The sequence below is a fragment of the Moraxella sp. ZY210820 genome (assembly GCF_030674635.1).
Taxonomy (GTDB): domain Bacteria; phylum Pseudomonadota; class Gammaproteobacteria; order Pseudomonadales; family Moraxellaceae; genus Acinetobacter.
In genome coordinates this window covers 1,240,113-1,261,238 of the sequence record NZ_CP089978.1, presented here as the reverse complement: position 1 = coordinate 1,261,238, position 21,126 = coordinate 1,240,113, and the positions used below count along the sequence as shown (strand labels likewise).

Genomic DNA, 21,126 nt, shown 5'->3' with positions numbered 1-21,126 from the left:
AGGGGAATTCATTTGATTTAGATTGATTTTAAACCTATTTTTTTAATGTTGGCTCAATATATGTCCAAGCATTATTTAATAAAATGGGTTGAGCTTGAGCATTTGGGTGAATTAAATCCGCTTGCATCAGTTTATTATGACCAGCCACACCATTTAAAAAGAATGGCATGAGTTTAATATTATGTTGTTTTGCTACCACTTTATAATTATTTTCAAATGCTTGACTATAAGCTGTGCCGTAATTTGGTGGAATTTTCATACCAAATAATAACACTTGGGCTTTACTATTTTTGCTTAATTGTACCATTTTATTTAAATTGTTTTGAATAATTTGTGGTGGTTGTCCACGCAAACCATCATTGCCACCAAGTTCAATGATAACGACATCAGGCTTATGGGTTTGTAATAATTTCGGTAAACGTGCTAATCCACCACTCGTCGTTTCGCCACTAACACTGGCATTAATAATTTTATGTTGCTTGGGATATTTTTGTTCGATACGTTTTTGCAATAAATCGACCCAGCCCGATTGAGCTGGTAAACCATAGCCAGCACTAATGCTATCGCCAACAATCATTACCGTTTTTGCATGAGCGATATTGAGACTTAACACGCTACTAACAAAAGTTATAACAAGACTACGTTGAATTAGGGTATGATAGTTCATCTGTGTATTTCTCAACTTAAATTTTTGGATTGTATTATCATGCCACAAAATGCAGAAAATATCGTTATTGAAACGCAAAATCTCTCACAAACGATACAAATTCATGACCAACAGATACAAGTTTTAAAATCTATTAACTTAAAAATACGAGCAAAAGAACAAGTTGCGATTACAGGGCGTTCAGGTTCAGGAAAATCGACTTTATTGGGAATATTGGCCGCATTAGACCGTCCAAGTGCAGGGCAGGTATTTTTATGTGGACAAGCAGTACATGAATTAAATGAAGAACAACGTGCAAAAGTACGTTTGCAACATATCGGTTTTGTATTTCAATCATTCCAATTATTGCCACATTTAACGGCATTGGATAATGTATTATTACCGATGCGTTTACGTCAAGATTATAGTTATGCAAGTGCTAAACAAAAAGCTCAAGCAATGTTAGAGCGAGTTGGTTTATATCGACAAATCATGCAAACACCTAAAGTCTTATCAGGTGGAGAGCAACAACGTGTAGCGATTGCTCGTGCATTAGTTACCCAACCACAAGTGATATTTGCTGATGAGCCAACAGGAAATTTAGATGGCGAAACAGCGAAAGATATTGAACAATTATTGTTTGAAATTAATCGTGATTTAGGTACAACTTTGGTTTTGGTAACACACGATGCAAAATTAGCCGCTCAATGCCAACGCCAAATTCATTTAGAAAATGGTGAATTATTAGAGTTAGAACGAGATTAATGTTGGTTTAATACTTGATGGTATTTTTATAATATTTACTTAAATTTAGATTGAATTATGTTGCGTTTATTTTCGAGTTTATTTCGCCAGAGTTTACATAGTGGCGGTATTGTCTTATTTATCATTGCTTTAGTGTTAGCGATTAGTGCTACGACTGCTTTAAAATTTAGTAATCAACAATTACAAACGGCAATTAATCAACAAGCAGGCGAATTAATTGCTAGTGATATGGTACTGAGTTCAACCAATCCTTTAGAGCCGACATGGAAAACCAAAGCTCATGAGTTACACTTAACCACTAGCGAAGTTACTTTATTTAGTTCGATGGCACGAGCAAATGACCAATTTACCATGGTCAATGTGAAAGCGATTGATCGTGTATTTCCGTTGCGTGGTAAGTTGGATATTCAGCCAGAACAGTCAATTCAACAAGGTGAGATTTGGCTAAGTCCACGTCTATTCGATATATTAAAAGTCAAATTAGGCGAACATATTTTTATTGCTGATGGCGAATTTAAGATTACAGGGGAAATTATCCATGATGCTAATCAGGAAATAGGTTTATCTGGTTTTTCGCCAAGTGTGATTATCCATCGTGATGATATTGCTAAAACCAATGCCATTCAAGTTGGTAGTCGTATCGATTATCGTTTATTGATGGCAGGAACACCAACGGCAATCCAACAATTTGAACAACAATATAAGAATAATTTGCAATCACCTATGCGGTTACGTTTAGCCAATGATAGCAATACTCGTTTAATGAAACCGATTAAAAATCTTGAATTGTATATGCAATTAGCCAATTTATTAACTTTATTGTTATGTGGTATTGCGATTGCTTTAACTTGTCAGCGTTATATTCGTCAGCAACAAGAGCATATTGCTATGATTCGTTGCTTAGGTGCTTCTCGTGGACAAATTATGGCAACATTTTCATTATTATTGGTTGTGGTTGGTGTCATTGCAACAGTAATAGGGACATTGTTAGGGATTGCTTTTGGTTATGTGCTATTACACGTGGTACTTAATTTATTTCCATATCTCAATTTAGAATTTTCATTTAGCCAAATGATGATGACCATTTTGCCGAATGCGTTTTTTACCTGTTTGATGGTGTTATGTGGTTTTGTTTTACCAAGTATTATACATTTATCCAAAGTGCCACCTATGCAAGTGTTGCGACAAGGACAATTTAAGGGTATGGCATTATGGGGCATTATGCTAACAGGTCTCATGAGTTTGACCTTATTTACCTTTTATCTAACGCAAAATGTCAATTTGACTTTATCGGTTATGGGAGCATTAAGTGTATTATGTTTAGTGTTATTTAGCTTAATGTGGTTGATTTTAAAAGCATTAAAAAAATTACCACATTTGGAACAATGGTTGCGTGAGCCTGCAAAAATCAGCTTGCAAATGACAGCATTAGCTTTAGGTTTGAGTTTAATGTCAGTATTATTTTTACTGAAAAATGATTTGATTGACCGCTGGCAACAACAATTTCCTGCTGATACGCCAAATCAATTTGTGTATGGCTTACCTCCATTTGATAAAGATGCTTTAGAGCAAGTGTTAGCTGACAAAAATTGGTATCGAACACCATTGTATCCAAATATTCGTGGACGTTTAATCGCCAAAAATGGGCAAGCCTTTAGCGATGATTTACTTAAAAATCATGGGGCATTACGCCGTGAGTTAAATTTGACGCAAACTGAACAATTCCCAAAAGATAATCAAATTGTTTTGGGAGAACAAGTATTTAAATCTGCCAATCAAGTTTCGGTTGAGCAAAATATTGCTCAAGAATTAAATATTAAAATTGGCGATGAATTAACTTTTAGCTTACCTGAAGGTGATATTACTGCTCAAGTTATCAGTTTGCGTAGCGTGGAATGGGAAAGTTTTAGTCCTAACTTTTTCTTTATTTTTTCGCCACAAACCTTTGATGAAAATGCAGGAAGTTATTTAGGAAGTTTCCATTTACCTAAAGCTGATGAATCGGAAATGTCTGATATTATCCAACAATTCCCAACCACTGTATTTGTAGATATACAAGGTATTTTTGAGCAAGTCAAACGCATTGTTACACTACTTTCGCAATTGGTGAGTTTACTTGCATTTTTGGTGTTGAGTGCAGGGATTTTGGTGTTATTGGCTTGTTTAAATCTGTTGATGGACGAACGCCGTCATGAAGTAGCATTATTGCGTGCAATTGGTATGTCTCAAGCTCAATTAAAGCGTTATTTAACCATTGAAATGGCGAGTATCGGTTTAGGTGCAGGTTTAATGTCGATTATTTTTGCGGAAATTGTATCATTTATTGTGGCGATGAGAATGGAACATAGTTGGCAATTACATTGGCAATATTGGTTGATTTTACCAATCGTTATGATGTTGCTTTGTGGTTTAATTGGGCGTTATCGTTTACGTAAATTATGGCAAATTGCTCCGCTGTTAAGTTTGAGAAATTTATCATAATATACTCACTCAACCTAAAAATTAATACAGTTTTGTAGGGGCAAATCACATTTGCCCTGTGCAGACCTTGTGTTTATTGGGTGAATATAATTCGCCCCTACGATACTATGGTGAATTTTGTACCAATTTTTAAGTTATTTGGCTATATAAAAATGGTGTATTGTGATATGCACCATTTTTGAATTAGAACGATGATAATTTATTCGTCTTCAAAATCATCATCATTTGGGTCGCTAACAATTAATACCGCTTGATTAATCATATCGACAATATCTTGGGCAGTATCATCATCAATTTGTCCATGTATGACGCACTGTAATGTTTCACCATCAGCCAACATTTTAAATAAATGATGAGATGATGGACTTAAACATAACAATTCGCCATTTGCCCAAAATTCTAACTCGCCATTATTTAACTGACGGTACAATAAACGACTTGCAGGTTCAATTTGTAATAAATAGCCTTGTTGCCAATAGTCTTGTAATTCGTCTAATTCAATTTCATCTGGTTCAGGTAAATTATCGGCATATTTTGGTTCACTCATAAGTGCCATAATAGCCCGATTAAACTCATCACCTTGTTGTAATTGTTGCAATAATTTAGCTTTTAAATCATCAAGTTCATGTGTGGTAATTTCACCAATGGCTTGCACATTTTGTCGAGCAATATCTACCACAGGGTTTTTCATGATGGCTTGGTCAGCGAATTGGTCGCTGGCTCTATCCATCATATTGGCGATATTGGGCATACGGAAACCGAATGATAGGGTAAGACATTCATTTTCGGCCACACCATAGTGCGATAAACCCGGTGGAACATACAATAAATCGCCTTCATTTAACACTTCATCAAACCAAACTTGCATTTCTGGTAATAATTTTAAGGGTTGATTAGGTACAAATTCACTTTGAGCATCACACATTTGACCGAGTTGCCAACGGCGTTGTCCATAGGCTTGTACTAAGAAAACATCATAATAATCAAAATGTTGTCCTACTGAACCACCTTGCGGGGCATAAGAAATCATAATGTCATCACGTCGCCATTGTGGTAAAAAGAAAAATTTCTGCCACAATTCAGCAATATCAAAACTATGATGGTCAAGGGCTTGCACCAATAACGTCCAATATGGCGGAAGTTTTTTAAAGTCTTTTTTGCTTAAAGGCGAACATTTAAGTTGCCATTGGTCATGTTGTTCACCGTGCTGTTCAATCAAACGAGCAGGTACATTATCTTCTAGTGCTAGTTGTAAAATATCATCAGGCTCAAGCAAGCCGATGACTTCAGGCAAAGCGTTACGCACCAAAAGTGGTTTTTTTTGCCAGTATTCGTTTAAAAATTGTTCTGCGGTAATTTGACCTAAAACGTCTAAAGGAAGTGTATTCATCATCATCTCTCAAAAGATTTTTTTTATTATAACAAAATTAGGCTCAATAAAACGGATTTTATGGCAAATGATAACCCATTTCTCGTAAAATTTTGCATAATTGAATTAAAGGTAAACCCATTAAACTGGTAAAATCATGACCTTGTAAATGTTCAAATAAACTGATACCTAAACTTTCACATTTAAAGCTCCCTGCACAATGTAGCGGATTATCCATAGCAATATAGCGTTGAATTTCCTCAAGATTTAATTGGCGAAATTTAACTTGATAATGTTCTACAAGGGTATGATTAAAATTCATCGCTATACATTGTACACTTAATCCAGTAGAAAAATAGACCGTTTTACTGCTACTTTGTTTTAATTGTTGTATTGCATTTTCTACAGTTAAAGGCTTTCCTAAAAAATCATAAGGTTGTGATTCACGCCAAGCGACTTGGTCTGAACCAATGACAATTGCCTGCGGATACTGTTGAGCAATTACATAAGCTTTTTCATAGGCTAAACGATAGGCTAATTCATCAGCGGTTTCATGAGCTTTGGGTTGTTCATCTATATCTGGGCTGATGGTTTGATAATCTAAATACAAACGGTCAAGTAATTGTTTACGAGTGCTACTTGAAGATGCCAGTATCAATGTTTTTTGGGTCATGATTTACTCTTATGTGTATTGCTGTGATGATAAAGTTATGAATTATCAATCACATCGGCAAATTGTGCATTTAAAATACTGATTAAATCATTTGGTTGAATACCAATATCTAAACCACGTTTACCACCACTGATATACATTTTAGCTAAGTTTTGAGCTTGTTTAGCAATAATGGTTTTTAAGCGTTTTTTCTGTGCTAAAGGACTAATGCCACCGACTAAATAGCCTGTAATGCGTTGGGCATCGGCAATATCCGCCATTTGTACTTTTTTGACACCAACTGCTTTTGCCATTTTACCTAGATTTAATTGATAATTAACAGGTAACACTGCCACAAAATAATTTTTGCCATCAGTAACTAATAGTGTTTTAAATACTTCATCAGCCGATAAGCCTAATTTTTCTACTGCTTCTTGCCCAAAATTTTGATTATTGGGATCATGGTCATATTCATGAATGCTAAAATCAATTTTTGACTTTTTTAAGAGTAAACAGGCAGGGGTCATCGTATATTATTCCTTATAAAGGTGCTTTGAGTATATAAATATGGAATAGGAGCATGATAACAGCACTCAATAAACTGATGATAATAAAAGAAATGAAAGCCAATAATCCAGCTAACCATTTTTTATCATGAATGCCGAGTAATGCTTTTAAATATAAAGGAAAAAATATCACACTTTGTATCAACCAAAATGCCCAATCAGGCATAGTTTTGACACTCGAAAAATTAACATACAATAAATCTAAACCTAGATAATAAACCAGATGTAAAATCATTGTAATGATTAATAATTTCATCACAATATCTCTTATTCACTTGAATTGCAAATAACTTTTTCATCAAATAAATTTCTAAACATATTTTCTTGCTCCAGATAGGAATTTATACCATCTTTATGCTCTATATGTTTATAAAAATAATTTAAACAATGATTCACAAAAAGTTCTGCAAAAGATTTATATCTAAAAAAGCCATCATCATAACTATATATTATTGATTCACATTCGCCATCTAAAAATTGAACATTTTCATAAATTAGACAAATATCACAATTATAAGTAAATCCACCATCTGCAACAACATAGCTATTTATAAGTGTATCAAAATTCGGTGCAGGTGGTGTTGTGAAAGGATCTAAATTAGCATAATCAAGATAGATACTTTCAAAATTTTCAAATTCAAAAAGCTCATCATCATTATAGTCTTCTACAAATATCTCTCCCCTGTATTTGTAACCATTTTCTTCTCTACCTACATAGTCTTTTAGTTTTTGTAATTTAGTAGGATAATAAAATGTATACATATTTATAATATTATCGCCTTTTAAGTCAAGATTTTGATGATATTCACTCAATAAAGCAAAAAACCTATCAAAGAACAATATTAATCCTGATTCCCATAAATCTACATAAGAAGGAGGTAATTTGATAGAAATGTCATTAGGTATTGAAAAATATGAATTTTTCAATACATTTTCCCAATAATCTTTTAACTTAATAATTAAACTTAAATCAAAATAGAAAAATTCTTCTAAATTATCTGCCTGATGATCTAGGAGATGTGTCATTAAATTCTTCCATTTAACCGCATCTCCAATATAATCTGATGTCATATCTATCTTCATTTTATTCACCCAACTTGTATTTTAGAAAAATCGGCATTGCTCACCAACTATACCTATTCAACTTGAAAATTGCCACAAAATTTACCACTAATCCGTAGGGGCGTATTGCATACGCCCTAATAAAAATCAATACGTTATCATGAGTTGAGAATGACGTAAATTCATCAATCATCAATGCTTTTACCCCAATTTACGCAATCGGCTTCAACGGCTGTACCACATCTCCATTTTGCCCACGATGGCGTAAGAAATGGTCAAGTAATACTATCGCTAACATGGCTTCGGCAATCGGTGTTGCACGCACACCTACACAAGGGTCATGACGACCTTTGGTAATCACATCAACTGCTTCACCTTTTAAATTGATGGTTTTTCCTGCAGTGGTAATGCTAGCTGTTGGTTTTAATGCAATTGCTACTCGAATAGTTTGACCACTTGAAATCCCACCTAAAATCCCACCAGCATGATTAGCACTAAAACCATTTGGTGTCAATTCGTCTCGGCTTTCATGTCCAAATTGTTCCGCAACAGCAAAACCATCACCAATTTCTACCGCTTTTACTGCGTTAATCGACATCATCGCATGGGCAATATCCGCATCTAAACGGTCAAATACTGGCTCCCCCCAACCGACTGGCACATTTTCGGCAAAAATTTCTAATTTTGCACCGCAACTTGTACCCTGTTCACGCAATGAGGTGACTAATTTTTCAAAACGTGGAATAGCATCGACATCGCCACAGAAAAATGGATTTTCATTGACAATGTTCCAATCTAATTTTTCTGCTTTTTCTGTACCAATTTGTGTGACATGACCACGAATGACAATGCCAAATTTTTCCGCTAAATATTTTTTAGCAATCGCTCCAGCCGCCACACGCATTGCCGTTTCACGAGCAGATGAACGACCACCACCACGATAATCACGGAAACCGTATTTCATGCTATAAGTGTAATCGGCATGATTTGGGCGGAAGGTTTCAGCAATATTGCCATAATCTTTGGATTTTTGGTCAGTATTACGGATTAATAAACCGATTGGTGTACCTGTGGTTTTGCCTTCAAACACCCCAGAAATAATTTCGACAATATCATCTTCTTTACGTTGGGTAGCAAATTTACTTGTACCCGGTTTACGGCGGTCGAGTTCGGCTTGTAAATCTGCTTCGCACAATGCTAAATTTGGTGGTACACCGTCCACAATCGCCATTAAACCTACACCGTGTGATTCGCCACAAGTCGTTACTGTAAATAATTTACCAATACTGTTGCCTGACATAAATATAACCTCCTATTTAAATTTGGTTAATAAAACTTGTAAAATCCGACCATTGACTGACTTTAAAAACATGAACAGATTTTATACATAATGTATCACCAATATGTGAGCGTAAGGCAGACATAGCTTTAGTTACACTCAACATATTTTCATCATTATTTCTGTAAAAACCATCATGGATACATTCAAAGCCTTCTTGCATAAGCACTCTACGAATCGTCTGATATATTTCTATTTTAGCCTCTGTTAGATTTTGGATTACTTGCAAATCTTTTATAGATGCTAGTAATTCATATTCATCTAAAACTATAGTAATACCATACATTTTATACTAATCCAATTAAAATTGATTTTCTTTGTAGATACCATAAAGCATATCCCCAAAATATTTCAATCAAAATCCATATCGTGTCGATTTAATTGGCTACGTTCTGGCAATTCAAATTCAATATCAGCGATATGCTCAGGATAATCAAAACTGCAAAAATAATCATAAGCATTATTTGCAACGATATTTTGCTGATGATTTGGCATAATCGTTGCAATTAATAAGCCATTATTCACAATATCAACAGGTTGTTTATTTTGCATAATCGACTGTTGAATATCTAACGGTAACATCGATAATTCTATAAACATTTAAATCTCCTGTTTGATATTGATGAACATTAGTTCAAACTCTGATCAAAAATCGCTTTATATTCTCGACATTGTTTTGCAGTTAAAGCAAAAATGCCTGAACCGCCCTTTTGGAATTGTAACCAGTGAAAATCAACCGTATTAAAATTCTGACGTAATGCCCATTCTGAATTACCGACTTCGATGATTAATAAACCATCTTCTGTGAGATAATCGCTTGCCACTGCCAACATTTTTTTCACTAAATCTAAACCATCTTGCCCAGCTGCTAAAGCTAATTCTGGCTCGTGTAAAAACTCTGCAGGTAAATCAGCCATATCTTCTGCATCGACATAAGGTGGATTAGATACGATTAAATCATATTGATTTTCTGCAGGAATTTTATCAAATAAATCTGACTCTAATAATGCGACTTGATACTGCATATTGTGATGTTCAACGTTAATACTTGCTACTTCTAAAGCTTCTTTAGAAATATCCGTTGCATCAACTTCGGCATCAGGGAAGGCATACGCCAACGCAATAGCAATACAGCCCGAACCTGTACATAAATCTAAAATGCGTGCAGGTTGATGGTTTGAACGCACCTCAGGTAAAGCGTGCAAATTATCAGCAGTTTCATCACTAAAATAAGGTGCAAAACCTGCATTAATCAATTCAGCGATTGGCGAACGTGGAATAAGTACACGTTCATCAACATAAAATGGTTTATTACAAAAATACGCCAAATTTAATAAGTATGATGTTGGAATACGCTCATTAATACGGCGTTCCAATAAGGCTAAAAATTCATCTTTTTCAGCTTGTAATAATTTTGCATCTAAAATTTCAGGGTCAGCCGACCAATCCAAAGAAAGTGTTTGTAGTACCAAAGCCGAGCTTTCTGCAAAATAATCTTGCGTGCCTTGTCCGAGATGGGCATCATATTGACGTAAAGCCGTTACACCAAAACGGATAAAATCACGAATGGTATTTAGTTGTTCGCTCGCTTGTTGTAAATGTTCTTGGGAAATGGTTGGATATTCCACCTAAAACTCCGATAATATTCATTGATAATTGTGTATTGTACCTGTTTTTTTGCTTTTTGGTTAGTCTATTTTTACAATAAATATAGGGCGTGTTGAACATTAGTTACATATTTTAACAGTATGCTTAAATTTGGACTATTTATAATATTTTTGTGCTAACTTTCTACCATATTGGGGCTAAATCTAGCTTTTCATCGTCAAAAATTTTGGCAAGATTTTAATATTGCCTGCAACTTTTTCCTTGAAAATCTTCGATTTTTCTCATTTTTAGCAACAAAAACCAATGTTCACCACGCCTAAAAAAACGCTAAACCTGAATAGTATCCATGTTTAGCGTTTTTGATAAATTGAGCTAAGTGATTATTTGCTTACCAATTTATTCATTTTTTCATAAAGCTCACCAACTTTTTGTTTAGCAATTGCAACAACTTCGTGTTGGTTGGCTTGTTCATCAATAAAATGATTCACACGGTCAAATAATTCTTGAGCTTTTGATGATTTATTGGCATAAACAGGGAATTTAGCACACACTTCAGCCACTTTTGCTTGTACTTCAGCAATGACTTTTTCATCACCTTTACTATCTAATACATCAGCAATCCAACCTGCTAATTCACGCACTTCAGCTTCACCAAAACCACGTGTTGTTACTGCAGGCGTACCAATACGAATACCAGATGTTACAAATGGAGAACGTGGGTCATTTGGTACAGTATTTTTGTTTACTGTGATATGTGCTTGACCTAGCCATGCATCAGCATCTTTACCTGTAATATCTTGTTTGATTAAAGATAATAAGAATAAATGATTATCCGTACCGCCAGAAACGATGTCATAACCACGAGCGATTAACACTTCAGCCATTGCTTGAGCATTTTTAACCACTTGTTGTTGATATGCTTTGTATTCAGGTGCCATTGCTTCTTTAAAGCAAATAGCTTTTGCCGCGATAGCGTGCATTAAAGGACCACCTTGATTACCTGGGAATACTGCAGATTGTAATTTTTTCTCAATCTCTTCGTTTTTCTTCGCCAAAATTAAGCCAGAACGTGGACCACGCAAGGTTTTGTGTGTGGTTGTAGTTGTTACATCAGCGATTTGTACTGGGCTAGGATAAACACCTGCTGCTACTAAACCTGCAACGTGTGCCATATCAACAAATAAATAAGCACCTACTTTATCTGCAATATCACGAAAACGTTGCCAATCAATAACACGACTGTATGCAGAGAAACCAGCCACAATCATTTTTGGTTTATGTTCTAAAGCTAAACGTTCAACTTCTTCATAATCAATTTCGCCAGTTTCAGGGTTTAAACCATATTGAACAGCGTTATAAGTTTTACCAGAGAAACTTACTTTTGCACCGTGTGTTAAGTGTCCACCGTGAGCTAAGCTCATACCTAACACAGTATCGCCTGCTTCTAATAATGCCAAATAGACCGCAGAGTTTGCTTGAGAACCTGCGTGCGGTTGTACGTTCGCATAATCAGCACCAAATAACTCTTTTGCACGGTCAATGGCTAATTGTTCAATCACATCAACGTGTTCACAACCACCATAATAACGTTTTGCTGGATAACCTTCCGCATATTTATTGGTTAATTTTGAACCTTGAGCTTCCATTACTGCTGGAGAACAGTAGTTTTCAGATGCAATTAACTCGATATGATCTTCTTGACGCTGACTTTCTAACGCCATTGCTTGAGCAATTTCTGGGTCAAATTCGGCAATAGAAATATTTGGATACATAGCATTAATCCTTAGAATTTAAAAAATGACTATATTGTAGCATGACTTGCGATTAATTAGACAAAAAATCACAAAAATACTATGAGTTTTTGCTGTCAATTTCTCATATTTGCATAAATATTTTTCATGATAGACCATGATTTTTGACTTGCACTGATAATCTATCGATAAAAATAAAATGGATGTTATCTACCAATCAATTATTAAAAAACATTGAGAATCATGAGAATAGCTCAATCATCGAAACATGATTGATGATGATTATTTCAGCAATGATAATGATAATTCGCCATAAAATTAGTTAATGGCATAAAGGAGAAAATAAACCATCATCATTCCTAAGCTATTGTCTAGCTAAGCGAATCGGTTTGACTAACCAATTTAAATCTGATGTACGACATGGGTTAATATCTAAACCACCACGCCGAGTATAACAGGCATAAACCATCAATTTTTCAGGCTTTAATTCACGCCAAATATCGGCAAAAATATGTTCGACACATTGTTCATGAAAACCATTATGCTCACGGTAAGAAATAATATAAGACAGTAATGCCGAATGACTTATTTTTTGTCCTTGATAACGAATAAAAACTGTTCCCCAATCAGGTTGATTCGTTACAGGGCAATTACTGCGTAATAAATGTGAATACAATAATTCTTCAACCTTATCATTGGATAAATGATTTTCCAAAGCTAATAATTTTGCATTCGGTTGATATTCAATTTTATTGGCAGACAAATGGTCGATACAAATACCATCAGGTTGAGAAATTTTTAAATCATCAACAGAAAATAATTCGACCTTGACTGATGCTTGAGCTGCCTTTGATAAATCTTGCTCAACCAGTTTTACTAGTTCATCGGCATGATGAAATGATTTAAAATTTAAACTATTAAAATACAATTTTAATGATTTTGACTCAATTAAATAGGGTGATGATGCTGGAATATGTAACCGAGCAATCGCCACTTGTGGTTGTCCATTGCCATTTAACCATGATAATTCAAACACGTGCCACCAATCCATACCTTGATGAATATGGGGAATATCGGCATACGCTTTACGACTTTCTGCCCGAGTAATCGGAAATAATACATCGGGTGCATATTGTTTAGGATATTGGGTCTCTTTGCCCAATAAAGATAAATCAACTGACATTAGTCTCTAATTCCTGTACCATTTTTCAATAAATAATAAGCAACGCTATAAAATAAACCACATACAATGGTCATAATCAATAATGATAACCACACATTCACATCACTATGTCCTAAAATACCAAAACGAAACGCATTAACCATATAGATAATAGGATTTAATAATGATACGGTTTGCCAAAAAGGACTTAACTGACTGATTGCATAGAATACACCACCTAAATAGGTTAATGGTGTCAAAACAAAAGTCGGGATAATAGAAATATCATCAAATGATTTTGCATAAATGGCATTAATTAAACCAGCAATGGAAAATAAAACTGATGTCACTAATACACTATAGATAATGACAGCAATATTATAAATTTGTAGATGTGTAAAAAACAAACTTAATAATGTAACAATCACACCAACAGCTAAACCACGAGCCACACCACCAATCACATAACCTAAAATAATAATATGTGTTGGCGTTGGACTAGTAATTAACTCTTCAATACTACGTTGAAATTTTGCACTAAAAAAGCTAGAGCAAACATTATTATAACTATTGGTAATGACCGCCATCATAATTAAACCTGGGACGATAAATTGCATATAGCTAAAACCGCCCATATCACCAATACGAGAGCCGACCATTTGTCCAAAAATCACAAAATATAAACTCATGGTAATAGCAGGAGGTAATAATGTTTGTGGCCAAATTCGCATAAAACGGCGAATTTCTTTGCGTAATAATGTGGAGAATGCCACCCATAATTGTGTTGAATTCATGATTTTTTCTCCACCAGATTGACAAATAATTCTTCTAAACGATTGGCTTTATTTCGCATACTTTTGACTTGAATATTGAGTGATTGAAATAAACTAAATAAATCATTGAGTTGATGTTGTTTATCCATTCTCACTTCTAAAGTCATACTATCAACAATATGAAATTCTAAACCATCAATTTGATTCACTTCATCAACATTTAAATGATGGATAGGTTCAGCTAAATCAAAAATAAATGATTCAACAGATAATTGATTGAGAAAATCTTTCATCGCACAATCTTGTTTAATTTCACCACCATCAATAATCGCAATTTTACGGCACAACATTTCTGCTTCTTCTAAATAATGCGTGGTTAAAATAATCGATGTACCTTGTTGATTGAGTTCGATTAAAAAATCCCACATTGAACGGCGTAATTCAATATCAACGCCTGCGGTTGGCTCATCTAATATCAACAATTGTGGTTGATGCATTAACGCCCGAGCAATCATTAAACGGCGTTTCATACCCCCTGATAATAATCGAGCTTGGGTACTACGTTTATCCCATAAACCAAGTTTTTGTAGATAATATTCAGCACGTTGTTCGGCAGTTTTTTTATCAATGCCATAAAAACCCGCTTGAGTTACTAGAATATCAAAAGTTTTTTCAAAATGCCCAAAATTAAACTCTTGTGGCACAACACCTAAATGTTGTTTAGCTTGCGATGCCTGTGTATCTAAATCGTAACCAAAAATCTGTACCGAACCTGATGTTTTAGGGATTAAAGAACTAATAATACTAATAGTGGTTGATTTTCCAGCACCATTCGCTCCTAATAAAGCGTAAAAATCACCTTGTTCAACGGATAAATTGATACTTTTTAAGGCTTGAAAACCATTTTTATAAGTTTTTGATAAGTCAGTTAATGTTAAAGCAGTAGTCATAAATTTTTTACTCAAAATATGTCATTTAAAATATTATTTAAGCTCGATGATATGGGTGGTTATGATTGATACTCATCGCACGATATAACTGCTCAATCAGTAAAATACGCACTAAAGGGTGGGGAAGTGTGAGTTTAGATAATGACCAATGCCATTCTGCACGTTGGCGAACCGCGTCCGATAAACCATCAGGACCTCCAATCGCAAGAGCAATATCTTGTCCATTTAATGTCCAATCTTGCATAGTATTAGCGAGTTTTTCAGTGCTTAACTCTCGACCATTGACTTCTAAAGCAATCAATAATTCATTGGGTTTTAAGGCATTGAGAATGGCTTCGCCTTCAATTTGACAATATTTTTGAATATCGGCAGGGGAGTCATTTTTAATGCGTTTTGCCATTGGTAATTCAACCAGTTGTGTTTGTACAAAGGGTTGTATGCGTTTAAAATAATCATCAAAAGCAGTTTCGACCCAATTTGGCATTTTTTGCCCAATGGTGAGTAAGCGAATTTTCATTAAATATCAAAATATCAATTAACAGACGAACATTATAGCTGATTTTTTTGTAGAGATAAAATGTATGTATCAATTCTCTGCATGATACTTTTCGCAATTGTCAAAATTTATGATGTATGTTGAAATGTATGAATATCAAACTTCTTAGGAATGATTATGGCAATCAGTAAACCAACTTCTGCTTATATTGGAGCTTCATGGTTAGCATTGGGGATAGGCGTGCTAGGTTTTTTAATTGGGCTATGGAATGCCAGTATGCAGTTAAATGAAAAAGGATATTATTTTGCAACGTTATGCTTAGGATTATATTCAGCCATTAGTTTACAAAAAAGTGTTCGAGACCGTATTGAAGGTATTTCTGTGTCAAATTTATATTATGGCATTAGTTGGTTAGCATTAGGCATCAGTATTATGCTGATTAGCATTGGATTATGGAATGCTGAATTAGTATTAAGCGAAAAAGGATTTTATGGTATGGCATTTGCTTTAAGTTTATATGCGGTAATTAGTATTCAAAAGAATGTCCGAGATTTAGCACAATATCGAGAAAAATATGGTGAAGATGATATTGTAGAAGAAAATTAAATATAATCAAAAATATCAAATCAAGTGCTATAATATAACACTTGATTTGATAATTTAAGACTAAATCAATTAACCATGTGAATCAACCACATTTTTTTGTGATGAGAAATTTGGCGATAACACAATCAATGGATCAACGCCTTTAATCGCTTTAACATCTTTACCTGGATAATCTAAAGACATTAAGAAATGGCGGATACAGTTTAATCTCGCACGTTTTTTATCATCAGATTTGATAATCGTCCAAGGTGCATCGCCTGTGTGGGTGTGGAAAAACATTTGGTCTTTCGCATTGGTATAATCGTCCCAACGGTCTAATGATTGCACATCAATTGGCGATAATTTCCAATGTTTTAAAGGGTCATCACGGCGTGCGATAAAACGGCGTAATTGCTCTTCACGGCTGACTGAAAACCAAAATTTAAACAAAATAATACCACTATTGACTAACATACGTTCAAGTTGCGGTGTTTGACGCATAAATTCTAAATATTCATGTGGTTCACAAAAGCCCATTACACGTTCAACACCTGCACGGTTGTACCAAGAACGGTCAAATAAAACCATTTCGCCTGCTGTTGGTAAGTTATTGATATAGCGTTGAAAATACCATTGTCCACGTTCTACTTCATTTGGTTTTTCTAGTGCTACTACACGAGCACCACGTGGATTAAGATGTTCCATAAAACGCTTAATTGTACCACCTTTACCAGCTGCATCACGACCTTCAAAAATACAAACAATTTTTTGCCCAGTATCTTTGACCCAACTTTGTACTTTTAGCAATTCAATTTGTAATAATTTCTTTTGGGCTTCATAAGCACGGCGAGTCATACGTGTACGATAAGGGTAACTTGCTGGTAAATCATCAATAGTACCATCTTCACTTTGTGGTTTGCCTTGATAATTGAGTACTGCCTGCTCGAAGACTGGTAAATTTTTACCTTTAGGTTCGTTAATTGGTTCAAAAGGTTGAAGCTGATGCTCAGTCATATTGAAATCCTCTATTTACAAAATCTACAAACTAAATTTATAGTTTTATTATACTTAAAAATAATATAATTTTACATAGTTATCACATATTTATTATCTTATTTTTAATAGAATTATAAATTTTTTATTTTAGTAAATGGTTAGATAAATTTAAAATCATTTTTAATCAAAATTATAGTTGATTTATTTTTAGATATGTTATAATATAACACTAAATCTAATTGGGAGGCATATTATGCAAGTACTATCTTCATTAAAAAGTGCAAAACGCCGTCATAAAGATTGTCAAATCGTACGTCGTCGTGGTAAATTATTTGTAATTTGTAAATCAAACCCACGTTTTAAAGCACGTCAAGGTTAAATTTTATTTTAATCATGATAAAAAATCCGATAAAATAACTTTATCGGATTTTTTATTGATAGTGCTTGCTCATTTAAAACTGATGTAACCAATCCCGTTTATTATGAAAATCAGCTTGTTGCCCACTATGTTGTAGGGCAAAATAATGGTGTTGATTTGCGGTTTCAACAACGGCTGTTAAACCTAAATAAACTTGAGCCATTTTAACTTGTTGTTGATGTAACCAGTGTTTAATATCCAATGTGGCATTAATACCATATTTAGTTCGTTGTAGCTGAATCAATTGTATATCTTGAGCATAAGCTGGAGGCATACATTCGGGATAGCGATATTCTTCGAAAGCATAAGCTTGCCATGCACCACTTGGAGCTAAATTAATTTCACGATAGACATCTTGTTGTTGAATACCTAAAAATAATTCAAAACAAGTATGTTGCCATAAATAATCATGACGTTCTGCTTGGCTCAATAATTTAGGGTAAATAATACACTGATTAGGGTCAGTTACCCAAAATGCAACTTGTATTTGTGTTGCATTTAACTGTTCTACAGCACCAATAATGCTAATATCATCAACACGATTAAACGCTTCTAATTGATAACTTGCCACAGCTTTCTCCGCTTAGGCTTCAATAGCTTGTACAGCAATCAATTTTGCAGGGTCAGTTTTACGGCGTACTGCTGGTACGGGTTCACCATAATATTGACGGTCAGCATGGTAGCTTGAGCGTACCATCGGTGCAGACCAGATATTTTTAAAACCTAATTTACGCCCATGTTCCGCATAGCGTTCAAATTCTTCAGGCGTTACAAAACGATCAATAGGTGCGTGTTGTTTTGATGGTTGTAAATATTGTCCAATTGTTACTAAATCGACTCCATGAGCGTGTAAATCATCAAGTAAATTTAAAACTTCTTGTTCTGTTTCGCCTAAGCCGACCATTAAACCACATTTAGTTGGAATATCAGGACAATATTCTTTAAACATTTTCAGTAAGTTTAATGAATGTTGATAATCCGAACCGGGACGCATAGCTTTATATAAACGTGGTACGGTTTCAATATTATGGTTGAATACATCAGGTGGGCATTCAGTCATAATTTTCAAGGCGATATCCATGCGTCCACGAAAGTCGGGTACTAAAATCTCTAATAATGTTTTTGGGCTTAATGCACGAGCCTCTTTGATGCAATCTACAAAATGTTGAGCACCGCCATCACGCAAATCATCTCTATCTACAGATGTAATTACAGCATATTTTAAACCAAGATTAGCAATGGTTTCTGCCATGTGGCGTGGCTCATCTGGGTCTAAAGCATTTGGACGACCGTGTGCAACATCGCAAAATGGACAACGGCGAGTACAAATATCGCCCATAATCATAAAGGTTGCTGTACCGCCACCAAAACATTCGGGTAAATTAGGGCAGGCAGCTTCTTCGCAAACGGTATGTAAACGTTGTTGGCGTAAGGTGTTTTTAATACGTTGCACTTCTTCTGGTGCAGTCATTTTAACTCGAATCCAATCTGGTTTTCGAGGTAATTCTGTTGTTGGAATGACTTTTACGGGAATGCGTGCCACTTTTTCAGCACCACGCAATTTTGCACCTTGTTCAGGTTTACGATGTTCAGACATTATTGTTATCCACAATATGAAAATATCACTATATTATACTGCTTTTTAACATAAAATATGTTAATTTTTGATGAAAATAATATCATTTAAAATAATGAATTTGATATTGCCATAGATTTAGAAAATAATCCTATTTGTAAAATAAATACGAAAAATATCTGAAAAACAATGAAAATTATGGCAAAATAAGCGATAATATTCACATTTAAACGATATTGAAGTGGAGTAAGTTTATGTCTCGCAGAAAAGAAGTTGTGCAAGGGAAACAGGTTAAATATGATGCTGTTGTGATTGGTTCAGGTCCAGCAGGTGAAGGTTCGGCTATGAAATTAGCCAAAACAGGTAAACGTGTTGCCATTATTGAAATGCGTGACCAAGTGGGTGGAAACTGTGCTCATGTAGGGACAATTCCAAGTAAAGCATTGCGTCAAACGGTATCAAATATTATTCGTTTCCGCCGTGATCCATTGTTCCAAAAAGTGGGAGACTGGCGACAATTTACCATGAAACAAGTATTGCAAAGTGCTCATAAAGTGATTCAACAGCAGGTGGATACGCACGCTCGTTTTTATGACCGTAATAAAGTTGATGTTTACTATGGGCAAGCTTATATTAAAGATAGAAATACAGTAACTGTTAAAGGTTTAGATGGTATTAATGAGACCTTGTTATGCGACCAAATTGTGATTGCTACAGGTAGTCGTCCATATCGTCCTGATAATATTGATTTTAATCACCCACGTGTATTCGATTCGGATACTATTTTAGATTTGGATTATCCTATTCAAAAAATCATTATTTATGGTGCAGGCGTAATTGGTTGTGAATATGCCTCAATTTTTATTGGTTTATATCACAAAGTTGATTTGATTAATACTCAACAACAACTCATGGCATATTTAGATGATGAAATTGCTGATGCATTGTCTTACCATTTGCGTGATCAGGGGGTGTTAATTCGTCATAATGAACAAATGGAACGAGTGGAAACCTTTGATGACCATATTGTCTTGCATTTAAAGAGTGGTAAAAAAATTAAAGCAGATGCGTTATTATGGTGTAATGGACGCTCAGGTAATACTGAAAATCTAGGTTTAGAAAATGTAGGTCTTGTACCAAACAGTCGTGGTCAATTATCTGTTAATAGCGAATATCAGACGGAAGTGGAAAACATTTATGCTGCGGGTGATGTGATTGGTTGGCCTGCATTAGCATCGGCAGCATATGACCAAGGGCGTTGTGCGGGATCGAATATGAGTGGGGAGTATGTGCTTCCTGTTACAGATATTCCAACGGGTATTTATACTATTCCTGAGATTTCATCGATTGGTAAAACGGAAGAGCAATTAACAGAAGAGCGTATTCCGTATGAAGTTGGTCAAGCAGCATTCCGTCACTTGGCTCGTGCACAAATTACAGGCGATACTGTTGGTGAATTAAAAATCTTATTCCATCGAGATACAATGGAAATTTTAGGCATTCATTGTTTTGGTAATAGTGCTGCAGAAATTATTCATATTGGACAAGTGGTAATGCGTAGTCCAAATAACCATTTGATGTATTTTGTTGATACAACATTTAACTATCCAACAATGGCAGAAGCGTATCGTGTGGCTGCCTTGAATGGCTTAAACCGTTTATTTTAAAACATAGTCGTGAGAAAATGAGATTGTTTGTATGATAATCATATTTTCTCTTTACCGAAAGCGGATAATTATTTATAATAGTTATCCACTTCTTTTATACGCCCATAGCTCAACAGGATAGAGTACAGGTCTCCGAAGCCTGTGGCGTGGGTTCGAGTCCCGCTGGGCGTACCATCTATACAATAAATGGTCTATTTTTATGCTGTTAATGGATGTTTTTATCCAATATTATGCACTTCTCATTGCGAATATCCCCCCACTAAT

General features: G+C 34.9%; 23 protein-coding genes and 1 tRNA gene. 6 read left to right on the top strand and 18 right to left on the bottom strand.

Annotated features, from left to right (window positions below; all coding sequences use genetic code 11):
* Positions 1-34 precede the first annotated feature (34 nt).
* Positions 35-649, bottom strand: coding sequence for an arylesterase (locus tag LU301_RS06395; RefSeq protein ID WP_305273984.1), 615 nt, complete (start codon positions 647-649; stop codon positions 35-37).
* 57 nt (positions 650-706) lie between these two features.
* On the opposite strand from LU301_RS06395, the gene LU301_RS06390 reads away from it, so the two are divergent.
* Both LU301_RS06390 and LU301_RS06385 read left to right on the top strand, forming a co-directional pair.
* Positions 707-1,411: an ABC transporter ATP-binding protein gene (locus LU301_RS06390; RefSeq protein ID WP_305268775.1), complete on the top strand. Its 705-nt coding sequence runs from the start codon at positions 707-709 to the stop codon at positions 1,409-1,411.
* A 57-nt stretch (positions 1,412-1,468) separates the two neighbouring features.
* Positions 1,469-3,892, top strand: a complete 2,424-nt coding sequence (locus LU301_RS06385) for an ABC transporter permease (protein WP_305268773.1) — start codon at positions 1,469-1,471, stop codon at positions 3,890-3,892.
* 199 nt (positions 3,893-4,091) lie between these two features.
* Here LU301_RS06385 and LU301_RS06380 read toward each other — a convergent pair whose 3' ends face one another.
* From LU301_RS06380 to rlmH, 14 genes are all read right to left on the bottom strand, one after another.
* Positions 4,092-5,282, bottom strand: coding sequence for a ribosomal protein uL16 3-hydroxylase (locus tag LU301_RS06380; protein ID WP_305268770.1), 1,191 nt, complete (start codon positions 5,280-5,282; stop codon positions 4,092-4,094).
* A 58-nt stretch (positions 5,283-5,340) separates the two neighbouring features.
* Entirely contained in the window at positions 5,341-5,934 is a 594-nt protein-coding gene (locus LU301_RS06375; RefSeq protein WP_305268767.1) for a Maf family protein, read from the bottom strand.
* A gap of 35 nt (positions 5,935-5,969) precedes the next feature.
* On the bottom strand, positions 5,970-6,440 hold the full coding sequence (gene ybaK / locus LU301_RS06370) for a Cys-tRNA(Pro) deacylase (RefSeq protein WP_305268764.1): 471 nt from the start codon (positions 6,438-6,440) through the stop codon (positions 5,970-5,972).
* 13 nt (positions 6,441-6,453) lie between these two features.
* On the bottom strand, positions 6,454-6,735 hold the full coding sequence (locus tag LU301_RS06365; protein ID WP_305268762.1) for a hypothetical protein: 282 nt from the start codon (positions 6,733-6,735) through the stop codon (positions 6,454-6,456).
* Positions 6,736-6,746: 11 nt separating this feature from the next.
* Positions 6,747-7,562, bottom strand: coding sequence for a hypothetical protein (locus LU301_RS06360; protein ID WP_305268760.1), 816 nt, complete (start codon positions 7,560-7,562; stop codon positions 6,747-6,749).
* Between the two features lie 190 nt (positions 7,563-7,752).
* Positions 7,753-8,841, bottom strand: coding sequence for a chorismate synthase (gene aroC / locus LU301_RS06355; RefSeq protein ID WP_305268755.1), 1,089 nt, complete (start codon positions 8,839-8,841; stop codon positions 7,753-7,755).
* A 16-nt stretch (positions 8,842-8,857) separates the two neighbouring features.
* Entirely contained in the window at positions 8,858-9,166 is a 309-nt protein-coding gene (locus tag LU301_RS06350; RefSeq protein ID WP_305268753.1) for a hypothetical protein, read from the bottom strand.
* 65 nt (positions 9,167-9,231) lie between these two features.
* Positions 9,232-9,480 (bottom strand): hypothetical protein, encoded by a 249-nt coding sequence (locus LU301_RS06345; protein ID WP_305268751.1) that lies wholly within the window; start codon positions 9,478-9,480, stop codon positions 9,232-9,234.
* 29 nt (positions 9,481-9,509) lie between these two features.
* Positions 9,510-10,508: a 50S ribosomal protein L3 N(5)-glutamine methyltransferase gene (gene prmB / locus LU301_RS06340; RefSeq protein WP_305268749.1), complete on the bottom strand. Its 999-nt coding sequence runs from the start codon at positions 10,506-10,508 to the stop codon at positions 9,510-9,512.
* A gap of 360 nt (positions 10,509-10,868) precedes the next feature.
* Entirely contained in the window at positions 10,869-12,260 is a 1,392-nt protein-coding gene (glyA, locus tag LU301_RS06335; RefSeq protein WP_305268747.1) for a serine hydroxymethyltransferase, read from the bottom strand.
* A gap of 343 nt (positions 12,261-12,603) precedes the next feature.
* A complete protein-coding gene (gene queF, locus LU301_RS06330) occupies positions 12,604-13,422 on the bottom strand; it encodes an NADPH-dependent 7-cyano-7-deazaguanine reductase QueF (RefSeq protein ID WP_305268744.1) in 819 nt (272 codons plus the stop codon).
* The gene (locus tag LU301_RS06325; RefSeq protein WP_305268742.1) at positions 13,422-14,195 is read right to left on the bottom strand and encodes an ABC transporter permease; all 774 of its coding nucleotides are present in this window, start codon (positions 14,193-14,195) and stop codon (positions 13,422-13,424) included. Before LU301_RS06325 ends, queF begins: the two co-directional genes overlap by 1 nt.
* Positions 14,192-15,124 carry an ABC transporter ATP-binding protein gene (locus LU301_RS06320; protein ID WP_305268740.1) on the bottom strand — a complete coding sequence of 311 codons (933 nt, stop codon included), beginning with the start codon at positions 15,122-15,124 and terminating at the stop codon, positions 14,192-14,194. Before LU301_RS06320 ends, LU301_RS06325 begins: the two co-directional genes overlap by 4 nt.
* A 37-nt stretch (positions 15,125-15,161) precedes the next feature.
* Positions 15,162-15,641, bottom strand: a complete 480-nt coding sequence (gene rlmH, locus LU301_RS06315; protein ID WP_305268738.1) for a 23S rRNA (pseudouridine(1915)-N(3))-methyltransferase RlmH — start codon at positions 15,639-15,641, stop codon at positions 15,162-15,164.
* A gap of 156 nt (positions 15,642-15,797) precedes the next feature.
* Between rlmH and yiaA the strand changes: the two genes are divergently transcribed.
* A complete protein-coding gene (yiaA, locus tag LU301_RS06310) occupies positions 15,798-16,226 on the top strand; it encodes an inner membrane protein YiaA (RefSeq protein WP_305268735.1) in 429 nt (142 codons plus the stop codon).
* A gap of 69 nt (positions 16,227-16,295) precedes the next feature.
* Here yiaA and ppk2 read toward each other — a convergent pair whose 3' ends face one another.
* The gene (gene ppk2, locus LU301_RS06305; protein WP_305268732.1) at positions 16,296-17,219 is read right to left on the bottom strand and encodes a polyphosphate kinase 2; all 924 of its coding nucleotides are present in this window, start codon (positions 17,217-17,219) and stop codon (positions 16,296-16,298) included.
* A gap of 235 nt (positions 17,220-17,454) precedes the next feature.
* Here ppk2 and ykgO point away from each other — a divergent pair, with 235 nt between their 5' ends.
* Positions 17,455-17,580 carry a type B 50S ribosomal protein L36 gene (gene ykgO / locus LU301_RS06300; protein WP_305268730.1) on the top strand — a complete coding sequence of 42 codons (126 nt, stop codon included), beginning with the start codon at positions 17,455-17,457 and terminating at the stop codon, positions 17,578-17,580.
* A 73-nt stretch (positions 17,581-17,653) separates the two neighbouring features.
* Here the strand turns inward: ykgO and LU301_RS06295 are convergent, their stop codons facing one another.
* Together LU301_RS06295 and lipA are read right to left on the bottom strand one after the other, a co-directional pair.
* Positions 17,654-18,190 carry a DOMON-like domain-containing protein gene (locus LU301_RS06295; protein ID WP_305268726.1) on the bottom strand — a complete coding sequence of 179 codons (537 nt, stop codon included), beginning with the start codon at positions 18,188-18,190 and terminating at the stop codon, positions 17,654-17,656.
* Positions 18,191-18,202: 12 nt separating this feature from the next.
* A complete protein-coding gene (gene lipA / locus LU301_RS06290) occupies positions 18,203-19,216 on the bottom strand; it encodes a lipoyl synthase (RefSeq protein ID WP_305268724.1) in 1,014 nt (337 codons plus the stop codon).
* A 233-nt stretch (positions 19,217-19,449) separates the two neighbouring features.
* On the opposite strand from lipA, the gene sthA reads away from it, so the two are divergent.
* Positions 19,450-20,862: a Si-specific NAD(P)(+) transhydrogenase gene (gene sthA / locus LU301_RS06285; RefSeq protein ID WP_305268722.1), complete on the top strand. Its 1,413-nt coding sequence runs from the start codon at positions 19,450-19,452 to the stop codon at positions 20,860-20,862.
* A gap of 98 nt (positions 20,863-20,960) precedes the next feature.
* Positions 20,961-21,036: transfer RNA gene (locus LU301_RS06280), tRNA-Arg, on the top strand.
* The last annotated feature ends 90 nt before the right edge of the window (positions 21,037-21,126 follow it).

Coding starts and splice junctions, on each gene's coding strand:
- LU301_RS06390 (WP_305268775.1), top strand. CDS start 707: ATGCCACAAAATGCAGAAAATATCGTTATTGAAACGCAAAATCTCTCA.
- sthA (WP_305268722.1), top strand. CDS start 19,450: ATGTCTCGCAGAAAAGAAGTTGTGCAAGGGAAACAGGTTAAATATGAT.
- LU301_RS06380 (WP_305268770.1), bottom strand. CDS start 5,282: ATGAATACACTTCCTTTAGACGTTTTAGGTCAAATTACCGCAGAACAA.
- yiaA (WP_305268735.1), top strand. CDS start 15,798: ATGGCAATCAGTAAACCAACTTCTGCTTATATTGGAGCTTCATGGTTA.
- aroC (WP_305268755.1), bottom strand. CDS start 8,841: ATGTCAGGCAACAGTATTGGTAAATTATTTACAGTAACGACTTGTGGC.
- lipA (WP_305268724.1), bottom strand. CDS start 19,216: ATGTCTGAACATCGTAAACCTGAACAAGGTGCAAAATTGCGTGGTGCT.
- ybaK (WP_305268764.1), bottom strand. CDS start 6,440: ATGACCCCTGCCTGTTTACTCTTAAAAAAGTCAAAAATTGATTTTAGC.
- LU301_RS06365 (WP_305268762.1), bottom strand. CDS start 6,735: ATGAAATTATTAATCATTACAATGATTTTACATCTGGTTTATTATCTA.
- LU301_RS06385 (WP_305268773.1), top strand. CDS start 1,469: ATGTTGCGTTTATTTTCGAGTTTATTTCGCCAGAGTTTACATAGTGGC.
- queF (WP_305268744.1), bottom strand. CDS start 13,422: ATGTCAGTTGATTTATCTTTATTGGGCAAAGAGACCCAATATCCTAAA.
- LU301_RS06345 (WP_305268751.1), bottom strand. CDS start 9,480: ATGTTTATAGAATTATCGATGTTACCGTTAGATATTCAACAGTCGATT.
- rlmH (WP_305268738.1), bottom strand. CDS start 15,641: ATGAAAATTCGCTTACTCACCATTGGGCAAAAAATGCCAAATTGGGTC.
- ykgO (WP_305268730.1), top strand. CDS start 17,455: ATGCAAGTACTATCTTCATTAAAAAGTGCAAAACGCCGTCATAAAGAT.
- ppk2 (WP_305268732.1), bottom strand. CDS start 17,219: ATGACTGAGCATCAGCTTCAACCTTTTGAACCAATTAACGAACCTAAA.
- LU301_RS06350 (WP_305268753.1), bottom strand. CDS start 9,166: ATGTATGGTATTACTATAGTTTTAGATGAATATGAATTACTAGCATCT.
- LU301_RS06360 (WP_305268760.1), bottom strand. CDS start 7,562: ATGAAGATAGATATGACATCAGATTATATTGGAGATGCGGTTAAATGG.
- glyA (WP_305268747.1), bottom strand. CDS start 12,260: ATGTATCCAAATATTTCTATTGCCGAATTTGACCCAGAAATTGCTCAA.
- LU301_RS06325 (WP_305268742.1), bottom strand. CDS start 14,195: ATGAATTCAACACAATTATGGGTGGCATTCTCCACATTATTACGCAAA.
- LU301_RS06320 (WP_305268740.1), bottom strand. CDS start 15,124: ATGACTACTGCTTTAACATTAACTGACTTATCAAAAACTTATAAAAAT.
- LU301_RS06375 (WP_305268767.1), bottom strand. CDS start 5,934: ATGACCCAAAAAACATTGATACTGGCATCTTCAAGTAGCACTCGTAAA.